12 protein-coding genes and 1 pseudogene are annotated in these 19,310 nt (G+C 74.6%); 4 read left to right on the top strand and 9 right to left on the bottom strand.

The window, feature by feature from the left end:
* Positions 1-6 precede the first annotated feature (6 nt).
* Complete coding sequence (locus tag WMF42_RS19460; RefSeq protein WP_434048237.1) at positions 7-1,023, bottom strand: tetratricopeptide repeat protein; 1,017 nt, start codon at positions 1,021-1,023, stop codon at positions 7-9.
* 271 nt (positions 1,024-1,294) lie between these two features.
* A complete protein-coding gene (locus WMF42_RS19455; protein WP_061609639.1) occupies positions 1,295-1,756 on the bottom strand; it encodes a hypothetical protein in 462 nt (153 codons plus the stop codon).
* A gap of 240 nt (positions 1,757-1,996) precedes the next feature.
* On the opposite strand from WMF42_RS19455, the gene WMF42_RS19450 reads away from it, so the two are divergent.
* The gene (locus tag WMF42_RS19450) at positions 1,997-2,329 is read left to right on the top strand and encodes a hypothetical protein (RefSeq protein WP_061616854.1); all 333 of its coding nucleotides are present in this window, start codon (positions 1,997-1,999) and stop codon (positions 2,327-2,329) included.
* Between the two features lie 52 nt (positions 2,330-2,381).
* Here the strand turns inward: WMF42_RS19450 and moeB are convergent, their stop codons facing one another.
* On the bottom strand, positions 2,382-3,545 hold the full coding sequence (gene moeB / locus WMF42_RS19445) for a molybdopterin-synthase adenylyltransferase MoeB (protein ID WP_061609637.1): 1,164 nt from the start codon (positions 3,543-3,545) through the stop codon (positions 2,382-2,384).
* A gap of 88 nt (positions 3,546-3,633) precedes the next feature.
* Entirely contained in the window at positions 3,634-5,193 is a 1,560-nt protein-coding gene (locus WMF42_RS19440) for a hypothetical protein (RefSeq protein ID WP_437693455.1), read from the bottom strand.
* Positions 5,194-5,291: 98 nt separating this feature from the next.
* On the opposite strand from WMF42_RS19440, the gene WMF42_RS19435 reads away from it, so the two are divergent.
* Positions 5,292-5,996: a cob(I)yrinic acid a,c-diamide adenosyltransferase gene (locus WMF42_RS19435; protein WP_437693454.1), complete on the top strand. Its 705-nt coding sequence runs from the start codon at positions 5,292-5,294 to the stop codon at positions 5,994-5,996.
* Positions 5,997-6,046: 50 nt separating this feature from the next.
* Here WMF42_RS19435 and WMF42_RS19430 read toward each other — a convergent pair.
* The 4 genes and pseudogenes from WMF42_RS19430 to WMF42_RS19415 all read right to left on the bottom strand — a co-directional run.
* Positions 6,047-6,556: pseudogene (locus WMF42_RS19430) on the bottom strand (phosphatase PAP2 family protein); the annotation flags it as partial.
* A 341-nt stretch (positions 6,557-6,897) separates the two neighbouring features.
* A complete protein-coding gene (locus WMF42_RS19425) occupies positions 6,898-7,716 on the bottom strand; it encodes a CDP-alcohol phosphatidyltransferase family protein (RefSeq protein WP_437693453.1) in 819 nt (272 codons plus the stop codon).
* Between the two features lie 222 nt (positions 7,717-7,938).
* Positions 7,939-9,102, bottom strand: coding sequence for a hypothetical protein (locus WMF42_RS19420; RefSeq protein WP_437693452.1), 1,164 nt, complete (start codon positions 9,100-9,102; stop codon positions 7,939-7,941).
* 357 nt (positions 9,103-9,459) lie between these two features.
* On the bottom strand, positions 9,460-9,942 hold the full coding sequence (locus WMF42_RS19415) for a MarR family winged helix-turn-helix transcriptional regulator (RefSeq protein WP_437693451.1): 483 nt from the start codon (positions 9,940-9,942) through the stop codon (positions 9,460-9,462).
* 345 nt (positions 9,943-10,287) lie between these two features.
* Between WMF42_RS19415 and WMF42_RS19410 the strand changes: the two genes are divergently transcribed.
* Both WMF42_RS19410 and WMF42_RS19405 read left to right on the top strand, forming a co-directional pair.
* Positions 10,288-13,068: a transglycosylase SLT domain-containing protein gene (locus tag WMF42_RS19410; protein WP_437693450.1), complete on the top strand. Its 2,781-nt coding sequence runs from the start codon at positions 10,288-10,290 to the stop codon at positions 13,066-13,068.
* A 146-nt stretch (positions 13,069-13,214) separates the two neighbouring features.
* Positions 13,215-14,597 carry a hypothetical protein gene (locus WMF42_RS19405; protein WP_437693449.1) on the top strand — a complete coding sequence of 461 codons (1,383 nt, stop codon included), beginning with the start codon at positions 13,215-13,217 and terminating at the stop codon, positions 14,595-14,597.
* A gap of 72 nt (positions 14,598-14,669) precedes the next feature.
* Here the strand turns inward: WMF42_RS19405 and WMF42_RS19400 are convergent, their stop codons facing one another.
* Positions 14,670-19,139, bottom strand: a complete 4,470-nt coding sequence (locus tag WMF42_RS19400; RefSeq protein ID WP_437693448.1) for a protein kinase domain-containing protein — start codon at positions 19,137-19,139, stop codon at positions 14,670-14,672.
* Positions 19,140-19,310: the final 171 nt, after the last annotated feature.

The raw sequence follows: 19,310 nt of genomic DNA, 5'->3' as shown, positions 1-19,310 counted from the left end.
CGGACGTCACAGGTGCCGGCGCGCGATCTCGGCCCACGTGCCTGTCGGCTCGATCTCGAGGTACCTGCGCCAGCAAGGGCGCGCCTGCGTCGGATCGCCGATCTGCTCGTACGCCATCGCCAGGTTGTAATAGGCGTCCGCGAAGCGCGGATCGCTCGCGATCGCGCCGCGGAAATACCGGATGGCCTCGGCCGCGCGGCCGCGCTCGAGCATCACGTAGCCGAGGTTGTACTGCGCCTCCGGCTGCGCCGCGTCGAGCTCGAGCGCCTTCATGTAGAGCGCCTCGGCCTGCTCCTCGGCGTTGCGCCGGAAGCAGATGTTGCCGAGGTTCGTGTAGGCGATCGCCAGCCACGGGTCGATCTCGAGCGCGCGCCGGTAGAGCGCCTCGGCCTCGTCCATTGTCGACGGGTCCTCGTCGAGCTGGCTGGCCTGCATGTAGAGCTCGTAGGCCGTGCGCGCGCGCTCCCGGCCCACCTTCGGGCGGAGCACGCGCACGACGTCGTCGCGCAGGTCCTTCACCTCAAAGTCGAGCACCATCTGCCCGGTGATCGGCTCGAACGCGCCCGAGGCGCTCCGGACCACGACCGCCTTGCCGTCGAAGGCGACGCGGAGCTCGGCGAGGGGGCGCGTCACCCGGGGGAGCGCCGCGCGGATGTTGTCGATCGCCCGCGCGACGTCGCGCAGGCGCACCTTGCGGGCGAGGAGGTCGCGCGCGGCGCGCAGGGCGATCAGATCCGAGAACGTGTAGGCGCGCCGGCCGCGCCGGCGGCCGCTCGGCGGCGCGATGCCGGCGCGATCGAGCGAGCGCAGCCGGCCGGGCGAGATGCCGAGCAGCCGCGCGACCTCCGTGCCCGTGAACATGTCGGTGACCGGCTCGCGCGCGCCCGGCGCGGGCATCGGCGCCTCGGGCTCGCCGGTCCGCGGGGCGGGCGGGGGCTCCGACACACGCCCCCCACCAGGGCCGAACACGACGTGGATCACCTTGTCGGAATCGCCGGAGGCGGAACGGTCCTTCTTGCTCATCGCAGCGTCGCCGGCTCCGCGCCGAGGATCGTGGGAGGCAGAGCGCGTCGTGTGGAGCCTACCTCGCCTCGAGCCGGATGGCTCCCGTTCTCCACGCGGGCACGCGCGTCAAGAGGGCGCGGCCCGCGGCCCCGACGGCGTCCGCGTCGGTCATCCCGCGCGCTCTCCCCTGGGTTTGCCCGCAGGCCTCTCCGCGCGGCGAGCGCGAGAGCGCGGGAGCGCGAGGGGGGCGCGGCGGCGAGCGGTCTTCGGTGGATCTTTCGCATGGCGATCAGGTGCCCGAGGGGCGCGCCGTCTTCGGCGTGGTGAGCAGCACGCGCGCCGTGACGTCCACGGTCAGCGCGAACGATGTCGTGGCCGCGCGCCGCGCGAGCCCGCAGCGGATCTCGGCCTGCATCGGGCCGAGCGGGCCGCCGGCGCGCGCGGTCGCCTCGCGCTGCGCGACGCGGAGCGCCCGCAGCCGGAGGTGGGGGTCGAGCGCGAGCGCCCGGTCGAGCGTCGGGTCGAGCGGCGCGTCCGCGGGCAGCGCGACGAGCAGGCTGGTCGACCCGTAATACATGAGCGCGCCCTCCTCGTTGCGGGTGCTCCCTTCGCTCAGCACGTCGGCGCGATCGAACAGCGCGTGGAGGCGCCCCGTCGAGCAGGTCACGAGCTCGACGAGCCGCCGGTGAAACAGCGGCGGGCTCTGGACCTTCGCCAGACCGGGACCAGGGGGACGCTCGCAGCGCGGCATTGCGATCGCGATCGTGGCACCGTCGCGCGCCGCTTTCCCAGAAGCGCGCGGAGATCCGCACAAAGTTGCGGCGGCACCCGCTTCTGTGCGGGACGCAGGGCCGCGCGCGCGGGCGCCGCGAACTTGGCCCCGCGCGGCGCGCCTTGCCACGATGCCCGCCGCGCAGAAGGGCGCGATGCGCACCAGCGCGAGGGCACGATGCGCGCCGCGCCGAGGGGCGCGAAGGAGCGACGAGCGACCATGAGCTACACGGGTAACGAGCGCCGCAGGCACCGGGTCTTCATCACCCGCAACACGGAGTATCACGTCCGCGACGAGATCTGCGTCGCCGTCCGCGACAGGGCAGCGCGCAAGTTCAGGCCCGCCCACCTCGCGCTGCACCTGAAGCTCCAGGGCGCGGTCCGGATCAACCCGAACGGCGTCGTGATCCCGGAGCCGCAGCACGCGCGCGTCGGCGCCCCGATCTACTTCACCCAGGCCGACGCGGACGGGCTGGAGCGGCAGATCGTGACGAGCCGCGTGGAGCGGATCGAGCGGCCCGAGAAGAGCACGGTGCTCCAGTACCCCTCGTGACGCGCGCAGCGCGCGCCGCCCCGCCCGCGCGGGGCGGCGCGCGCGGCGGCCGTCAGCCGAGGGTGCAGAAGCCTTCGTAGTCGATGTAGCTGGTGATTGTCGGCGACTCGCCGCAGGCCGGGCAGCTCTTGTCGCGGCGCAGCTTGAGCTCGCCGAACTTCATGCGCAGCGAGTCGTAGGTGAGGAGCCGGCCGATGAGGGGCGACCCCTTGCCGAGGATCAGCTTCACCGCCTCGGTCGCCTGGATCATGCCGACGAGCCCGGGGAGGATCCCGAGCACGCCCGCCTCCTGGCAGCTCGGCGCGAGGTGCGGCGGCGGCGGCTCCGGGTAGAGGCACCGGTAGCAGGGGCCGACGCCCGGCATGAACGTCGTCACCTGGCCCTCGAAGCGGAAGATCGAGCCGTGGACGACGGGCTTCTTCTTGAAGACCGACGCGTCGTTCACGAGGTAGCGCGTGGGGAAGTTGTCGCACCCGTCGACGATGATGTCGAACTGGTCGAAGATGCGGTCGACGTTGGAGCTGTCGACGCGCTCCTGGAACTTCACGACCTTCACGTCGGGGTTCAGGTCGCGGATCGCCACCTCGGCGCTGTCGACCTTGGGCATGCCCACGCGCGAGGTCGCGTGGAGGACCTGCCGCTGGAGGTTCGAGTTGTCGACCACGTCGGCGTCGACGAGGCCGAGCGTCCCCACGCCGGCGGCGGCGAGGTACAGGGCCGCCGGGCTGCCGAGGCCGCCGGCGCCGAGGAGGAGGACCTTGGCGGAGAGCAGCTTCGCCTGGCCGACCTCGCCGACCTCGGGCAGGAGCAGGTGGCGGGAGTACCGATCCCGCTGCGCCTCCGTGAGGCTCGGGGGCAGCTCGACCGGGTAGTTCAGGTCCTTCCAGCGGACGAAGCCCGGGTTGGCGCTCTCGACGTTGGTGTAGCCGAGCTCCTGGAGCGTCTTCGCGGCGAGCGCCGAGCGCGTGCCGCCGGCGCAATAGGCCACGATGTGCGCCGACTTGTCCGGCAGCTTCTGCTCCACTTGCATCTCCAGGAAGCCCCTGGGGATCGAGATCGCGCCCGGGATGTACCCGGCGCGGTACTCCTCTTTCTCGCGCACATCCAGGAGCACCACCGGGACCTTGTCGTCGAGGCGGCGCTTGAGCTCGCTCAGCGAGAGCTCGCGGATGGACTTGCGGACGTCGGAGATGAGGTCGCTATAGGTCGTAGGCATCGTGGCTCCTCAAGAGACTGGGAGACTTAGGTGCGCGGCGCTACGAGTCAACGACGGACGGAGGATCGCGGATTTCCGGCCGTCTGCGCTAGCGGCCGGGGGGCAGGAGGTCGGGCCTTGACCGGAGCGAGGCGAGCGGCTCCTCCTTCTGCGCCCCCCCTTCGCACTGGATGCGCGCCACCCGGCCGGCGGGCGGCACGGCGTCGACGATCGTCGCCGGGTCGTTCTCGGACTTGCAGAGGGCGAGCACCCGGGTGCCCGGAGAGAGGCGCCCGCTGCGGAGCTGCTTGCGCGAGAGCGTGATCTCCGCGTCGTCCGCGAGCCGCCGGACGACGATGTCGGCGCCCTGGACCGCGCTCACGACGCCGAGCTCGAGCGTCGGCTGCTTCTCCCGGAGCGGGCCCCACACGCGCTCGCCCTCGAGCTGGTCGTCCGGCGGCAGCCAGTCGACTGTCGGCTTCGAGGCGAGGCGCGGGAGCGGCGCCCACCCGATCGCGGACTCGAGCGCCGTCGAGAGCGCGGCCGCGCCTGGATCGACAGCGGCCACCAGGGCGTGCTGCTTCGTCTGCCCGAGGATCCACACGGGTGTCGAGGGCGCGAGGCGCTGCTTCGCCTCGCCGTCGACGTTCGCGGCGGGCGCGATCGCGACAGCGCCGTGGGTCCAGCGCATCGAAGGCTTCTTCATGGGCTTCATCTGGATCCGCGTCGCCTCGACCCACGCGGCGAGGGCGTCGCGCTTCCTGTCGAGCGCCTCGGGCAGCGCGCTGCTCCCCGGGAGCTCGGCCGAGCCGGGCGCGGGGGCTTCCCAGCGGAGGAGCGCGATGGTGGCGTCGAGCTGCTTCAGCGTGGCCGCCGCGCCCTGCGCGCCGACCGCCTTGCCGGCGAGCTCCGCCAGCCGCGGCGCCGCGGCCGCGCGCACGCGGCCGAGCAGCGCGCGCCCCTGCTCCTCCGAGGCGTCCCCCCGCTTGACGGCGGCGTCGAGCTTCTCGACGGCGTCCGCCCAGCGCCCGGCCGAGACGTCCGGCTCGACCTGCCCGTAGAGCGCCTCGGTGATCGTGGCGTCGAGCTCCGCGGTGAGCCGCTCCGAGGCCGCGTCGCCGAGCGCGCTCCTCGTCGGGGCCGCCGCGAGGAACGCGCGCGCCTCCGCGAATTTGCCGGCGGTTGTCGCCGCGTCGACCTCGCCGTTCGCGCAAGCGACGGCCTGCGTCGCCACGAGCTTCCGGACCTCCTGGGTGAACGCCTCGCTCTTCAGCTCGTCGATCCGCGCCGACAGCCTGGTGAACGCGCCCTCGCAGTCCCGCTGGTCGAGCAGCTCGCCGGCCTCGGTGGCCCACAGCTTCGCCTCGCGCCGGTCGAGCTTCTCGCGCAGCTCGCCGATCTCGTACCTGTGCGAGTCGACGCCGAGGCCGCTCGCGCCGTCGAGCAGCGCGCGGGCGTCGGCGTACCGCTTGTCGGACAGCGCGCGGCTCGCGTCGTCGATGCGCCGCCGGCTCTGCGCGATGCGCGCCATCTCCGCGGTGACGGCGGGCCGCGGCTCGGGCCGCGCGGCGGCCTCGGCGGCGCAGCCGGCCGCGGCCGGGAGCGCGGCCACGACGAGGGCGATGGAGAGGGGACGACGGAGCAGCGGCGCCGGTGAACGCGAGGGCATAGGGACAGGACTGTTCCATCCGATCCGGAAGTTCGCCAACGCCGCGCCTCCCCGGCGTTGCTTGACCCCGATGTCCTCCCGCTTTACGTGAAGTCGCCGTGAGCAACGACGGTACGCGCGGGACGGGTGCCCTCCGGGCAGAGGCCGAGGACGAGCGCGTGTTCAGCGCGCCGAAGATCACGATCAGCCGTGTCTACACGCGGCAGGGGGACGGCGGGCTGACCCGGCTCGTCGGCGGGCAGCTCGTCCCGAAGGACGACGCGCGGATCGAGACGTACGGCACGGTCGACGAGCTCAACGCGCTGGTCGGGGCCGCGCGGCAGACGCTGATCGAGCTCCTGCCCGGCGCGCCCGCCGGGAGCGCCGAGCGGCTGGGGGAGCTCGGGCGCACGCTGCTGCGCGTGCAGCACGAGCTGTTCAACCTCGGCTCGATCCTCGCGACGCTCCCGGAGGACGTCCACCCGAAGCAGCCCCGCGTGACGCAGGCGGAGATCCAGCTCCTCGAGGCCGAGATGGACCGCTGCCAGGCGGATCTCGCGCCGCTTCGCTCGTTCGTCCTCCCCGGCGGCTCGCGGCTCAACACGGATCTCCACGTGGCGCGGACTGTGTGCCGCCGGGCCGAGCGCATCTGCGTGCGCCTCGCGCAGGCGGGCCAGGCCGATGCGCTGGCGGTCGGCTACCTGAACCGCCTGAGCGACGCGCTCTTCGTCTGGAGCCGCTGGGCGGCCGCGCTCCTCGGGACGCCGGAGATCCTCTGGGAGCCCGACGCCTCGGCGAGCGGCGGCAAGGCGCCGCCCGCCTGATCCGGGCCGCTCTGGTCGGGCAAGGCCCGCAGCACGAGGGTCCACGCGAGCGCGACGTAGGCGTAGCCGAGCAGCGCGTCGAGCAGCCAGTGGTGGTCGAGGTAGATGGCCGCGAACAGCATGAGCGCGGCGTAGGCGAGCTGGAGGGCCAGGGACGGCGCGCTCGCCGTGTGGCGCGTCGCGAGCAGCCCGTAGAGCGGGTACGTCACGTGGAGCGACGGCAGCGCGCCGTAGACGGTCGCGCCGCGGCTGTACAGGTCGCGGAAGTAGGTGATCCCGAGCATCGCGTCGACGCGCAGCAGCGCGGCCGGGGAGCTCTGGGCGGCCGGATCGATCGCGCACCCGTGGGCCTGCACGTACCAGGGCGGCGCGGCGGGCAGCAGGCGGTAGGTGATGAGGCCGAGGAGGTGCGTCGTGAACGCGAGCCAGGCGAACCGGCGCGCCACGAACGCGTCGGTCCGGTAGAGGTGGAGCCAGTGCGCCAGCATCACGGGCACGTAGGCGCCGTAGGGCAGGGCGCAGAGGAGGTCGAGCGCGGGGCGCTGCAGCCGGGCGAGCACCTCGCCCGGGGTGAGCCGCCGGCCGCCGATCTCCACGCCGAAGAGCGCGAGCTCCGCCGCGCGCAGCTCGCAGCCGAGGACGTCTCCCGGCGCGACGAGCCCGACGCCGAGCTGCTTCACGCCGTCGTACGCGAGGAACAGGAGCAGGAACGGCAGCGCGTTCAGGAAGAGCCGCCGCGAGCGCTGGCTCGCGTAGACACTCGTCGCGACGAGGGCGGCCACCGCGACGTGGTCCCAGCGCGCGGCGCCGCGCCTGGCGAGGAGCGCGACGTAGGCGAGCCACGGCAGCGCCGGCAGCCACCACAGGGGGCCCCAGAGGGCGCGCGCGTGCCGCAGCAGGATCACAGCGGCGCGCTCGTGGCCTTGCCGCTGCCGAGCAGGCGTCCGCGCGCCGCGCCGGCGTCGCGCGCCGCGCCGGCGTCGCGCGCCGGCGCCCTCGCCCCGGGCAGCTCCGCCGCATCGGCCGCCGCGAGGGCGGCGCGCGTCCGCTGCACGAGCCGCAGGCCGGCGACGAGCCCGACGCCCGCCACGAGGGCGAGGCACGCGAGCGTGATCGGGTAGGGGAGCGCGCCGGTGAGCCGCGCGGTGGGGACGGCCGGGCCGAAGACGAGCGCCGCGACGACGTACGCGATGCGCTCGTGCCGTCGCATCAGGCCGCTCGGCAGCGCGACATGGTAGGCGTCGGCCTTGGCGCGCGCGTAGCTCACGAGCGACGAGGCGACCATGGCGACCAGCGGGATCGCGAGCGCGGCGGCGTGCGCGCGGTAGAAGACGGCGAGGCCGATGAGCGGGGCCGCGTCGGACAGGCGGTCGAGGCACGAGTCGAGCACCGCGCCGGCGCGCGACGCCCTGCCGCCCTCGCGCGCCACCATGCCGTCCAGCGCGTCGAGGATCGCGCCCGACACGAGCAGCGCGGCGCCGGTCCGGAAGCGGCCCGTCGCGAGCAGCGGCGCGCAGGCCAGCGACAGCGCGAGCGAGAGGTAGGTGAGGGCGTCCGGCGAGACGCGGAGCCGCACGAGCGCGCGGGCGGGGGCGTGGAACGACCAGTAGAAGGCCTCGACGACCGGGCCTGGGAGCAGCGCGGTCCCTGGAGAGGCGCCGAGCCGAGGCATCGTCGGTCGGCCGTGGCGCGCGACGCGCACGGCGTAGGCGCCGAGCACGGCTGTGCAGATTAGGATCGCAAGGGCAGAGGGGAGGACGACCACGGCGAGGGCGATTGCAGGGTTCGAGCCGCGGTCGCCGCGGGACGGGCCATGCCGCCGCGGGCGGCCGGGCTGCGCCGCCGGGGCGGTGAGGGCGCGCGAGGCGCGGGAGCGCGAGCGCGTGGGCGCGTCGAGCGGGAGCGCGCCGGGCCGGATTGCGCAGGGGCGCGCGGCGCCCGGCTACCGGCAAGTGGCGCGCGAGAGGCGGATGCCTCGATCCTTCTCTGCGTAGGCGATGCCGAGCTCCTGCCCTGTCCAGGCCAGCGCCGGGTACCTCGCGGGCGCGTCGCCGCTCACCGTGAGCTCGACGCCGGTGGGCGTGAGATCCGGGCTCAGGAGCGTCACGAAGACGGCCGGGGCCCGCTCGCGGAACTGGTAGTACGCGACGGCGAGGCTGCGCCCGGTCCACGCGAGCGCCGGCCAGTTCGCGCTGCCTTCGCCCCGCGAGACGACCACCTCGCGGGACGCCTCGTTCTGCGCGGAGATCCGGAGCGCGCGGATCTGCTCGGCGCCGTCGCGGGTGTCCTCCCACGCGAGGAACGCGTCGTCTCCGCCGAGCGCGACGCGCGTCACCTTCGCGGCGACGCCCTGGTGCGCGATCGGATCGAGCGGCTCGCTCCCCTGGCCCACCCTCGCGAAGAGGAGCGTGTCGCCCTGCGTCCAGGCCAGCGCTGTCCGCTCGCCGTCGGTCGCGACGGCCGGGAACTGCGCCTGATCCAGCGGCGTCGAGCTGGCCAGCGCGCCGCTGTCGAGCGCGCCGAGCTGCGATCCGCCCGCGTCCATCCACGCCAGGAGCACCCGATCCCGGCTCGCGGCGGCGATGGGCCACGACTCGGCTGCGCCGCTCTTCACCAGGTCGAAGGCGGCGCCCTCGGCGACGCCCGCCAGCGTGGCCCGTCGTCCGCGCACGACGCTCCCCGTGGCGTCCCGGTCCTGCCAGAGGATGAGCAGGCCTTGCCCCACGCGGTGGACGCTCGGGTGGCTGGAGATCCCAGGTCCTCCCTCGATCACCTCCTCCCGAAGCCTGTTGCCTTCCGCGTCGAGCACGGCCAGGTGGATGTCGCCCTCGTCTGCGCCGCGCTGCTGCCAGGCGACGGCGAAGCCCGCCCCGGCCCACGCGATCGACGGCGTGGCCCCGTCGCCGCTGCTCACCTCCAGGCCCTGGGCCGCGAGCGTGCAGGCGGCGGCCTGGCTCCCGGTCCCTCCGCCGCCGGCCGCTGCGCCGCCGCCGGCCGCTGCGCCGCCGCCGCCGGTCGCTGCGCCGCCGTCTCCGTTGCCGGAGCCGCAGCCCCACGTGGCGGCGATGAGCGCCGCGCCGATCGCGCCAAGAATCCAGTGCCTCATGGTTCCCCCGTTGCGTGTGATGAGAGGCCTCGGCGCAGCGTGCGCCGGGCAGAGGCCGCGCCGAAGGCCTCGGGTTTTTCAGGTCCGCGCGGCGACTCCCGCTGTCACCGGGACGGCGGGAAACGGGTCGCCGTGCGGGACGACCGCTGCTCCACCGTTCGATGTCCGCGGGGTCGGCCGGTCGCGGCAGCGCTGCGCGCCTCGCGCAGATCGCGCGGCGGACCGGGGCGCGGAGCCCCCTTCGCTCGGCGCAGCGCGGCCCTGGCGTACCGCGCGCGCCTGGCGCGGGCTTCCGGGCGCGCGCGGATCTGCGCTGCCCTGACTGGAACGCGCGCGGCGCGCGCCGATCCGACGCGGTTACTCGCCGTCCTGCTGCGGCTGCAGCGCCTCGGCGACGGCCGCGAGCACATCCTGCGCGGCCTCGAGCTTGCGCCGGGGCATCGCCTTCAGCGCCTGCCGCACGGCGGCCTCCACCGTCCCGGTGCGGAGGCTGTCGAGCTCGCGCCCGCGCGTGGTGAGGCCCAGGAGCGCGCGGCGGCCGTCCTTCGGATCGGCCCGTCGCTCGATGACGCCGCGCTCCTGCAGCCGCTTGAGCACGCCCGTGAGGGTGCTCGGGTGGAGCTGCATGATCTCGGCGAGCTGCCCGGCGGAGATCCCCGGGTAGCGCCCGACGATGCGGATGACGAGCCGCTGCGGGCCCGTCACGCCCATCTTCGCTTCCATGCGCTTCGACGTCGACTGCAGGCCGTGATCGACGGCCCACAGCAGCTTCATGAAGTCGAGCACCTCGCCCAGCCGGGAGCTCTTCTCGGGAGGGGGTGCGGCGTGAGACGAGCGCATCGCCGACGCTTGCTAGCTCGCCCGGGCGCAGGCGGCTAGTGCTTGGCCGCGCGGGGCGCGCCCAGCGCCGGCGGGGCCGCGAGGCGGGCGCGGGGCGGATCTCCCGGGGAAATGGGGAAGGGCGCGAGGGGGATCACGCCGCGAGCAGGCGCCGGGGCGACGGTCACGCGCGGGGCGCGGCGATGGGCCGGGAGGGCGATCGGCGGGCGGGGCAGCAGGCGGGAAGGGGAAGGCGGGGAAGGCAGGGGCAGGGAAGCGCGCCGGGTCGAGCAGCGCACATGACGGCCGCTGTGTCCGCGCTTTGCCGTAGCGCCGGCGGGCGGTTTCGGAGCAAGATCGGCGCTGATGAGCTGGGCGCGGCGAGCCGCTCTGTGGACCGGGCTCGGCGCGCTGATCTGCGCCTCTGGCGCGGCCGTCGGCCAGGTGCCCTCGGTGCGCGCCTCGTTCTCGGCGGCCTACCGCGCCTTCCGCGATCCCAGCCTGCTCGATCGCGCGCCCGCCGACGCCCCCGCGGTCGACGCGTGCCCTCTGCCCGTCGGCGACGCGCCGCCCGCGTTGACGGCGCTCCTCGTGCGCGAGTTCCAGCCCGCGACGGACGAGGATCTAGAGGACCCCGAGGGGACGGCGCTCGCCACGCTGGCGATGCCGGATCTCGACGTCCCGCTCACGCGTCGCACGATGCGGTTCGTCCGCTTCTTCGCCCAGTCCGACGAGGGCCGCGCCGTCTTCCAGCGCCGCTTCCGGCGGGCCGGCGCGTACCGCGAGATCATCGAGCGATCGCTCCGCGAGGCGGGCCTGCCCGAGGATCTCCTCTGGGTCGCGGCGGTGGAGAGCGGCTTCGATCCGCGGGCGGTCTCGCCGGCCGGCGCGGCGGGGCTCTGGCAGTTCATGCCGAGGACGGGCGAGGCCTACGGCCTGGAGCAGTCCGAGTGGATCGACGCGCGCATGAGCCTCACGCGCGCCACGGACGCCGCGACCGCGCACCTGCGCGACCTGTACGAGCGCTTCGGCCGCTGGGATCTCGCGCTCGCGGCGTACAACCTCGGCCACGAGGGCCTCCTCCGGGCGCTGTCGCGGGTCGCGGCGGCGCGCGACCCCGAGGCGCGCGGGCCGATCGGGCTCGCCGAGCTCGCGCAGGCCGGCGCCATCCCGAAGGAGACAGCGGACTACGTGCCGCAGATCGTGGCGTTCGCGATCGTGGCGGCGAACCGCGCGCGCTTCGGGCTGGACCTGCCCGACGTCGCGCCGCTCGCGCCGCTCGACCTGGGCGAGGTCGCTGTGCCGCCGGGGACGCGGCTCCGCACCATCGCGCGCGCCGCGGGCGTCTCGGCGGCCGTGCTGCGCGAGCACAACCCCGAGCTCCTGCGCGATCGCGTGCCGCCGGGCCGCGTCGACCACCTGATCGCGCTCCCCGCCGACCGCGTCGCGCGCGCCATGGCCCTCTTCCCTGCCTACCTCGACCACGAAGAGCTCGACGAGGAGGCCGACCCCCCGGGGAATGCGCCCGCCGCGCTGGGCGCCGCGCCGTCGGCGTACGGCGCGGGCGGCGCGCTGGCGCTGGACGGCGCGTCGCTGCCGCCCCGCCCCCTGTCGCTCGGCCGCAACCGGCTCCCGCTCTTCACCCCGCCCGGCCAGGCGCCTGCGCCGATGCCGCTCCTCGGCAACCCGGAGGCGCTGGAGGCGAAGCTCCCGGTCGTGATGATCGGCGGCGGCGTGGGCTGGCGCCCTGCCGCCGAGGACGATCCGCTCGGCGTCCGGAGCGGCCGCCTCGTCGCGGCGTCGCCGTTCGACGGCGCCGACGGGCCGGGCGCGCGCGGCGCCCTCAAGGGTCGAGAGGCCGAGATCGAGAAGCAGATCGCCCTCCTCGCGGGCGCCGGCCGCGAGCAGGTGCAGCGCTTTCGCCTCCCGAGCGGCATCGCGGTCGACCTCCGGGACGATCCGGCGGCGCCGCTCGTCTCGATCAGCGCGGCTGTCGCGGTCCCGGCGCGGTCCGCGAGCGACGCCGGCGCCGCGGGGCCCGCGCTCGCCAGCGAGGCGCGCGTCGCGATCACGGTGCCCCCGCGCGACCTCGAGGTCGGGATCGATCTGGTCGCGGCGCGGCTCCGGATGCTGCTCGGCGAGGCGAGCGCGGCGCGCGTGGCCGAGCTCAGGAGGCAGGCCAGCGAGCCCTCGCGGCGCGCGCTCGAGCGGGCGCCGTACGGCCGGTCGTGGATCGCGCTCGGCGAGGCGCTGTTCCCCGCCGGCCATCCGCTCGAGGGCACCCTGATCGGCGCGCGCGGCGATGCGGGCTCGGCGAGCGAGCTCCTGCTCACCGAGTCGCTCCGGCGCGAGCGCGACGCGGCCCAGGCGACGATCTCGCTCTCGGGCGACGTCTCCCGGGCGGCGGTCGAGCGGGCGCTCGCGCGCGCCCTCCAGCGCGTCGCCGCGGAGCCGGAGCGCCCGGTCGGGCCGCACCCGCGCGACGAGCGGCTCGCGCTCGAGGACGCGGTGCCGGCGCCGCGGCTTCTCTACGGCTGGATCGCGCCCGCGGAGGGGGGCGCGGACGAGGCGTCGCTCCGGGTGGCGATGGAGATCCTCACCGGCCCGCGCGTCGCGCGGCTCGCGAAGGCCCTGGTCACGGAGGGGCAGCTCGCGTCCGAGGTGACCGGCCGGCTGTCGCTCGGCGCGCAGGCGAGCGTGGCGGCGGTGGAGCTCACGCCCGCTCCGTCGCGCAGCGCCGCGGAGCTGGAGCAGCGGCTCGACGCCGAGCTCGCGTCGCTCGCGACGTCCGGGCCGACGTGGAAGGAGCTGTCGCTCGCGAAGGCCCTGCTGAAGATCGACCTCGAGAAGGAGCTCGCGCGGCGCGCCGCCGTCGTCCCGCCGCCCGCGTCCCCTCGGCCGATCACGGATCTGCGGCTGCGCGCCGCGCTCGATCCGGGCAGCCTGCCGCGGCTGCTGCGCGCGCTCGAGGAGGTCGAGCCGGCCGACGTGCGCGCCGTTGTCGCGCGCACGTTCGGCCGCGACCGTCGGGTGAGCGTCACGACCTGGCCGCGCGGCGGCGGGAGCGCCCTCGCGACCGCCGCCCCCTCATCGCCCGCGCCGCCGGGGGCGCCCGCGCCAGCGCCGGTCGTGCCGTCCACACCGTAGCCACGCGCTGCGTTGGCCGAGCGCTGCACCCCTGCCGAAACCGAGGGGGATTCGTGTGCCCGCACGCTACATGCCAGCCGCGGTTCTTCCCATGGACTTATGGACAGGTATGGACACCTGGCATCAGTTGGAGATAGCAAGGGAGAATGACGACTCCTGCAAAGCCGCTGATGGCTGCGGCACCAGCGAGCGAACACGCCGCGCCGTTCCAGGAAACCGCCTATCGGACCTCCCGCTCCTTGCCGGCGGAGAGCGCGAAGCCGGCGAACCTCGTGACGCGCAGCGGCATCGTGGACCGCGCGACGCGGGGCGAGAGGGTGGCTGCCGTCGAGGCGCCCTCCGGGACCTCCGAGCTGCCTTCGCTGCTCGATCAGGTGCACGCGGTGATCGAGCTGAAGGATCAGCCGGTGCTGCGCAACCTGCTCATCACGCAATGCTACTACGAGCTCTCCGCGGAGCTCGTGAAGCTGCTCGGCGGGCGCAACGCCCACTGGTGCACCTTCGCCACGTGGGCCTCGAAGACCGCAGGGCGGTTCATCCGCAACGAGGAGGTGCCGGCGGTGCTCCGGCGGCTGATCGTCTCGGACGAGGACGAGCGGGACTCGTTCCTGCCGCGCTTCAGCTTCACCAGGCTGCGCGGACAAGGCGAGTCCGAGCGGGAGAGCTCGCCGCGCATCAGCGCCCTCGACCCGCTCACCCCGTGGTGGGGCCACGGGCTCGGGCTGATGGACGTGCCGGAGCGGATCCTGTCCGAGCTGAGCTCCGACATCGCGCTCGGCAACCTCAAGGTGTTCGAGGAGCTCGGACCGCTGTTCGCCCGCATGATCCAGCTCTACCGGACGTGCCCGCGGCCCGGCGAGGCGCAGCTCGCAGCCCTGCTCGAGGGGCTGCAGCCGGGGCCGTCGCCTGACGGCGGGCAGGGGCTGCTCCGCAGCGCCATGGCGCAGTACCACGCGGCGATCGTGACGGAGGACAGGGACAAGCAGGCCGAGCTGATCCTCCTCGCCAACGCGCGCGTCGGGCTGCACGAGCAGGTGCGGCTCCAGCCGTACATCGCGCGGGCGCTCAACGGGCCGATCCGCTGCATGATCGAGACGGTCGGCGCGCCCGGGCGGCGCCTGCCCGAGGCGCTGCGGGCCATGGTCCAGGACAAGCTCGACAAGGTGCAGGCGCTCTGGCGCCTCGCGGCCACGAAGGAGATGATGACCATGCGCCTCCCGGACGAGCTCCTCGAGCTCGGCCACGATCTGCCCGCGCCGCCGGGGTCGCCGCTCCACTGCGCGGAGCTCGCGACAATCGAGGATCGCGAGCTCTACGAGCTCCTGCGCGAGTACGACGCGCACGACCACACGACGACCGGCTGCGGCGCGGAGGACTGGGCGTCGCTGCGCGACCGCATGAGCTACATCCTCGAGCTGTTCCGCTCGCGGCAGTGCTGCCCGAAGCTCCTCGAACGACCCTTCAACCGCGACCAGCACGTCGAGATCCTCGCCTGGCGCGTGCCGATGCCCATCCACGGCGATCTCTAGCGCCGCGCGCCCAGCGCAGCGACTCGCGCCGCCTCGCGCCGGACTCGCCTCGACCTACGCTGACGCCTCGACCTACGCGCGCCGCTGGTCCTCTTCCGGCGCGTCGCCCGCCGCGCTCACGCGCGCCCTGCGGCGCTCGGACATGTACGCCGCGAGGCCGAGCGCGCCCTGCAGCTCGGCGATCTCGCGCCCCTTGCGGAAGGCGGCCTCGGCCTGCGCTCGCGCCTCCGCGGCGGTCGGCGCGCCGCGCGCGAGGGCGATCTCGCCCTGGAGCCGGTAGAGCTCGGGCTCGAAGTAGCGCTCGTCGCTCTTCTCGACGAAGGCCAGCGTGTCGGCGAGCAGCGCGCTGGCCTCGTCGACGTTGCCCGCGCCGAGCTCCGCCTCGATGAGCGCCGACCGCCAGTAGGTCAGCGATACGCGGCTGCCGATGCTCATCAGCATCGTCAGGCCCCCGCGGATGCGCGCGGCGCCCTCCGCGTGGCGCGCGCGCGCCGCCTCGCCGGCGGGCCCCTGCGCGGCGCGCGCGGCCGTCGCCCAGCCAAGGTCGATCTGGCTGAGCGCCGTCCAGTGGGGCATGCCCACCTCCTCGGAGAGCTTGCTGAGCACGAGCGCGTGCGCGTCCGCGCCGGCGAAGTCGCCGAGCAGGCAGCACAGCACGGCGGCGAAGTGCTCGACGAAGCCGCGGCTCACGGGCTGGTTCAACTCCTCGCACAGCGCGATCGCCTCGTCGACCGACGCCTTGGCGCGCTCCGACTCGCCGAGGTGGAACGCGATCCAGGCGAGGTGCGACAGCGAGAACGCCGCCGCGTCGTGGCCGAAGAGGAAGGAGAGCGGCAGGTGATGCGCCGGATCGTAGATCGAGAGCACCTTGTTGAAGTGCTCGCGGGCCTCGCGCAGGCGCCCCCGCAGAAAGCGCGTCGCGCCGAGCGCCTGGTGGGCGCCCAGGGAGATGCCGGCGTCGCCCGTGCCCTCGGCGAGCGCGAGGAGCTGCTCGCCGTGCTGCTCCGCCAGCGCGTAGTCGCCGCGGACGTGGAAGAAGATCCAGAGCCCCCACAGCGCCGGAAAGAGCTGCGGTGAGGAGCCCGCCTCCTGGCAGAGCGCGTGCGCGCGCGCGTACGTCGCCTCGACCTCCGGGGCCGCGTAGCCGCGGGTGATCATCAGCGGGACGCCGAGCGTGGTCTGCAGCGTGATCTCGTCGCGCGCCCGCTCCTTCGTGTCCGGGAGCTGCTTCAGGAGCTCGAGCCCGCGGCGGAGCTGGCTGATCGCCTCGGCGTGCGCGGAGGAGATGAGCGAGGCCTCTCCCGCGCGCTGCCACGCGGCGACGGCGGGGCCGATCATCGCGGCCTCGCTGTAGTGGCGCGCGAGCAGCTCGGGCGGCGTCTCGGGGAAGCGCTCGGCGAGCACGGCGGCGATGCGCGCGTGGTACACCTGCCGCGTGCTGCGGAGCAGCGACTGGTAGGCAGCGTCCTGCACCAGCGCGTGCTTGAACGTGTACGTCGCGCGCGGCGGGCGCCCCCGCTGGAAGAGCAGCTCGGCGTCGACGAGCTGCGCGAGCGCCTCGCGCAGCGCCGCGGGGCTCGACGCCATGAGGAGCGGCTCGGCGCCCGCGCCGCCCGCGCACAGCTCGAGCGCCTCGTAGCCGAAGGAGCGGCCGAACACCGCGCCGAGCTGGGCGACCTCCTTGGCCGGGCCGAGGCGATCGAGGCGCGACATCAAGGAGTGCTGGAGCGTTGTCGGGATCTCCAGCGCGCCCATCCACCCCTGCGGGGCGCTCGCCGAGCCGGCCCGCTCCCCAGCGCCCGCCCTGGCGGCGGCCGACTCGAGGGCCATGCGCGTGAGCTCCTCGGCGAACAGCGGGACGCCGTCGCTGCGCTCGGCGAGCATACGGATCACCTCCTTCGGCAGCGCGGCCTGCTTCGCCGGCGCGCCGCTCGTCGCGTAGGCGCCCGCGAGCTGCTGGATGAGCGCCTCCATCCGCTCGGCGCTGAGCGGGGCGAGGTAGATCTGCGTGAAGTGGGATCGCACCGGCCACGGCGGCGTGAACGTGGGGCGCGCGGTCAGGAGCAGCAGCAGCGGCGACGGCCTCCCCTCGTCGATGAGCCGGCCGAGCAGCTCCAGGGTCGACGGGTCGGCCCAGTGCAGGTCCTCGGCCGTGAGCACGAGCGGCTGCCGATCCGCGAGCCCGAGGAAGAGCTGCAGGAGCGAGGCGATCGTCTCCTGCCGCTGGCGCTGCGGCGTCAGCGCCGGGGCGGCGTGGCGCCCCTCGGTGGGGATGGAGAGCAGCGCTGCGAGCAGCGGCACGGCGAGCGGCCCCGCCTCCGCCTCGGCGAGGAGCTGCTCCAGCCGGGCGAGCCTGTCCTCGCCCTTCTCCAGCGCCGCGCCGCGCTCGCTCGATGCCGCGCTTCCGCTCAGCGTGCTCGCGTGCTCGCGGTCGCCCGCGAGCAGCGCGTTGAGCAGCTCGATCACCGGGTAGAACGCGCTGTTCTGGAGCTGCGGCGAGCAGCGTGCCTCGAGCCACAGGTGCGGCGTCCCGACCAGCCGAGCGCGGAACGCGCGCACGCTCCGCGACTTGCCGATGCCGGCCTCACCCGTCATCAGCACGACCTGCCCGGCGCCGCCCGCGGCCCGCATCCACCGGGACGCTATCTGGTCGAGCTCGTCGTCTCGCCCGACGAGCGGGGTGAGCCCCTGCTGCATCCTCGCGTCCAGCCGATCCCGCGCGGTCGTGCGCCCTTGCACAGCGAAGACCTCGAGCGGCTGGCGCGCGCCCTTGGGGCTGATCTCGCCGAGCGGGTCCACGTAGTAGTAGCCCTCGATGAGCTTCTGCGTGGCGCCGCTGACGAGCACCGTGCCCGGCTCGGCGTGCGCCTTGAGCTGCGTCGCGGTGTTCAGCGTCGGGCCGGCGAGCGACGGCACGGCGTCGCTGTCCGCGACGACGACGATCCCGGTGTGCACGCCGACCTGCACGGACAGGGGCAACGACACGAGATCGCGCGCGTTCAGGCGCGACATGTGCTCGACCAGATCGAGCGCCGCCTGCACGGCGCGGAGGGCGTCGTCCTCCCGCGCCACGGGGTGGCCGAAGTAGGCGATCGTCTCCTCGCCGGGGGAGCGGAGGAACACCCCCTCCTGCGCGCCGATCACCTGGGCGCACGCGGCCTGATACATCTGGACGAGCTCGTGGAACGCCTCGCTGTCGACCGTGTCCGCGATGCGCTCGGCGCTGGCGAGCCCGCAGACCAGCACGGTGAGCTGGCGGCGCTCGCCGCGGCCGGTGGCGGGCACCTGGCGCGTGCTGGGCAGGACGCTCGGGCGCGACGGCGACGTGATCCTCGGCGCCACCGGCGTCAGCGATCCGTCGGGGTCGCCGGGGTAAAGGGACGGGTTGCGGATCGGCCTCGGCGGCTCGGAGGGCGCGAGGTTGCGGCCCGCCATCGCGAGGGTCGGCGCGGCGCCGAGCCGGGCGTCCTGCCGCTGCTGCTCGACAGACTTCGGCGCCGGGACCGCTGGCGGACCGAAGTCCTCGGAGGCCACGAGCTGGGTCTCCTGGTTTGCCTCGACCTGGTGCGCCGGCCGCGTCACGATCGCCCGCTGCTCCAGCGCGCCGCCGCGCTCCCCCGCGGAGCCGGCGTGGCCTGCGTCGCGGGGCAGGGGCCACGGGATCGTGGTCACGTCGCACGCCTCCAGCAGCTCGTAGGCCTCGCGGGCGGAGCGGACGCGGTGCGCCGGGGACTTGGCGGTCGCCTGCTCGAGCAGCGCGCCGAGAGGGTGGCCGCGGAGGACGCGGGGTATCGGCACCGGCTCGGGGCTGAGCTGGCGGAAGATGACCTCGGCGACGGTCGCCTCGTGCATGACGGGCGCGCCGGTCAGGCACTCGAGGAAGGTGAGCCCCCATGCGTAGATGTCCGCCGCTGCCGTCGGGGTGGACTGCACGAGCTGCTCCGGGGCCATATAGGCCGGCGTCCCGTTGAACTCCCCGGTGGGCGTGAGCGCGCGGTAGTCGGCGGAGCGCGCCTCGCCGATGAGCGCCGCGATGCCGAAGTCGAGCACCTTGGCGTGCGTCCGCTTGCCAGACCCGGCGACCATGATGTTGTGGGGCTTGAGATCGCGGTGCACGACGCCGCGCTCGTGGGCGAAGCCGATGGCGTCGAGCACCTGCAGCATCAGCCGCTTCGCCTCGTTCGGCTCGACCCCCTTCGTGCGCTGGCAGCGCGCGGTCAGCGTCTCGCCGTCGACGTACTCCAGCGCCAGGTAGAGCTCACCTTCGGTCAGGCGCCCGGCGTCGAGCAGCATCACGATGTTCGGGTGGTTGAGCTGGGCGATGACCTGCATCTCCCGCTCGAAGCGCGCCTCCTGGGAGCCGGTCTCGCGCGAGCGGCGCAGCGCCTCGGGCCGCAGCAGCTTGAGGGCCACGCGCTGGGTGGTCACGATCTGGCGCGCCTCGTAGACGACGCTATGACCGCCGCTGCCGAGGTGGCCGAGCACCTGATACCGGCCGTCCACGAGCGCGCCGACCTCGAGCAATCCATCGCGAGCCGACATCTCTTGATCTCTTACCGCCGAACGCTGCCGGAGTGGATCGCGAACGCCGCGGCCGCCTCAGGTTGATCGCTCGCGGCGGTCGAGGCTGTCCGGAGCGACGGCGTCGTCGGCGGCGGAGCCCGACCGGCGTCGCCGCGGCGCCCACCTCTACCGTGCCGCGCCGTGACGTGC

The organism is Sorangium sp. So ce176, from assembly GCF_051519835.1.
Taxonomy (GTDB): domain Bacteria; phylum Myxococcota_A; class Polyangia; order Polyangiales; family Polyangiaceae; genus Sorangium; species Sorangium cellulosum_G.
The sequence above is the reverse complement of the archived record's forward strand: the minus strand, read 5'-3'. Positions and strand labels throughout refer to the sequence as shown.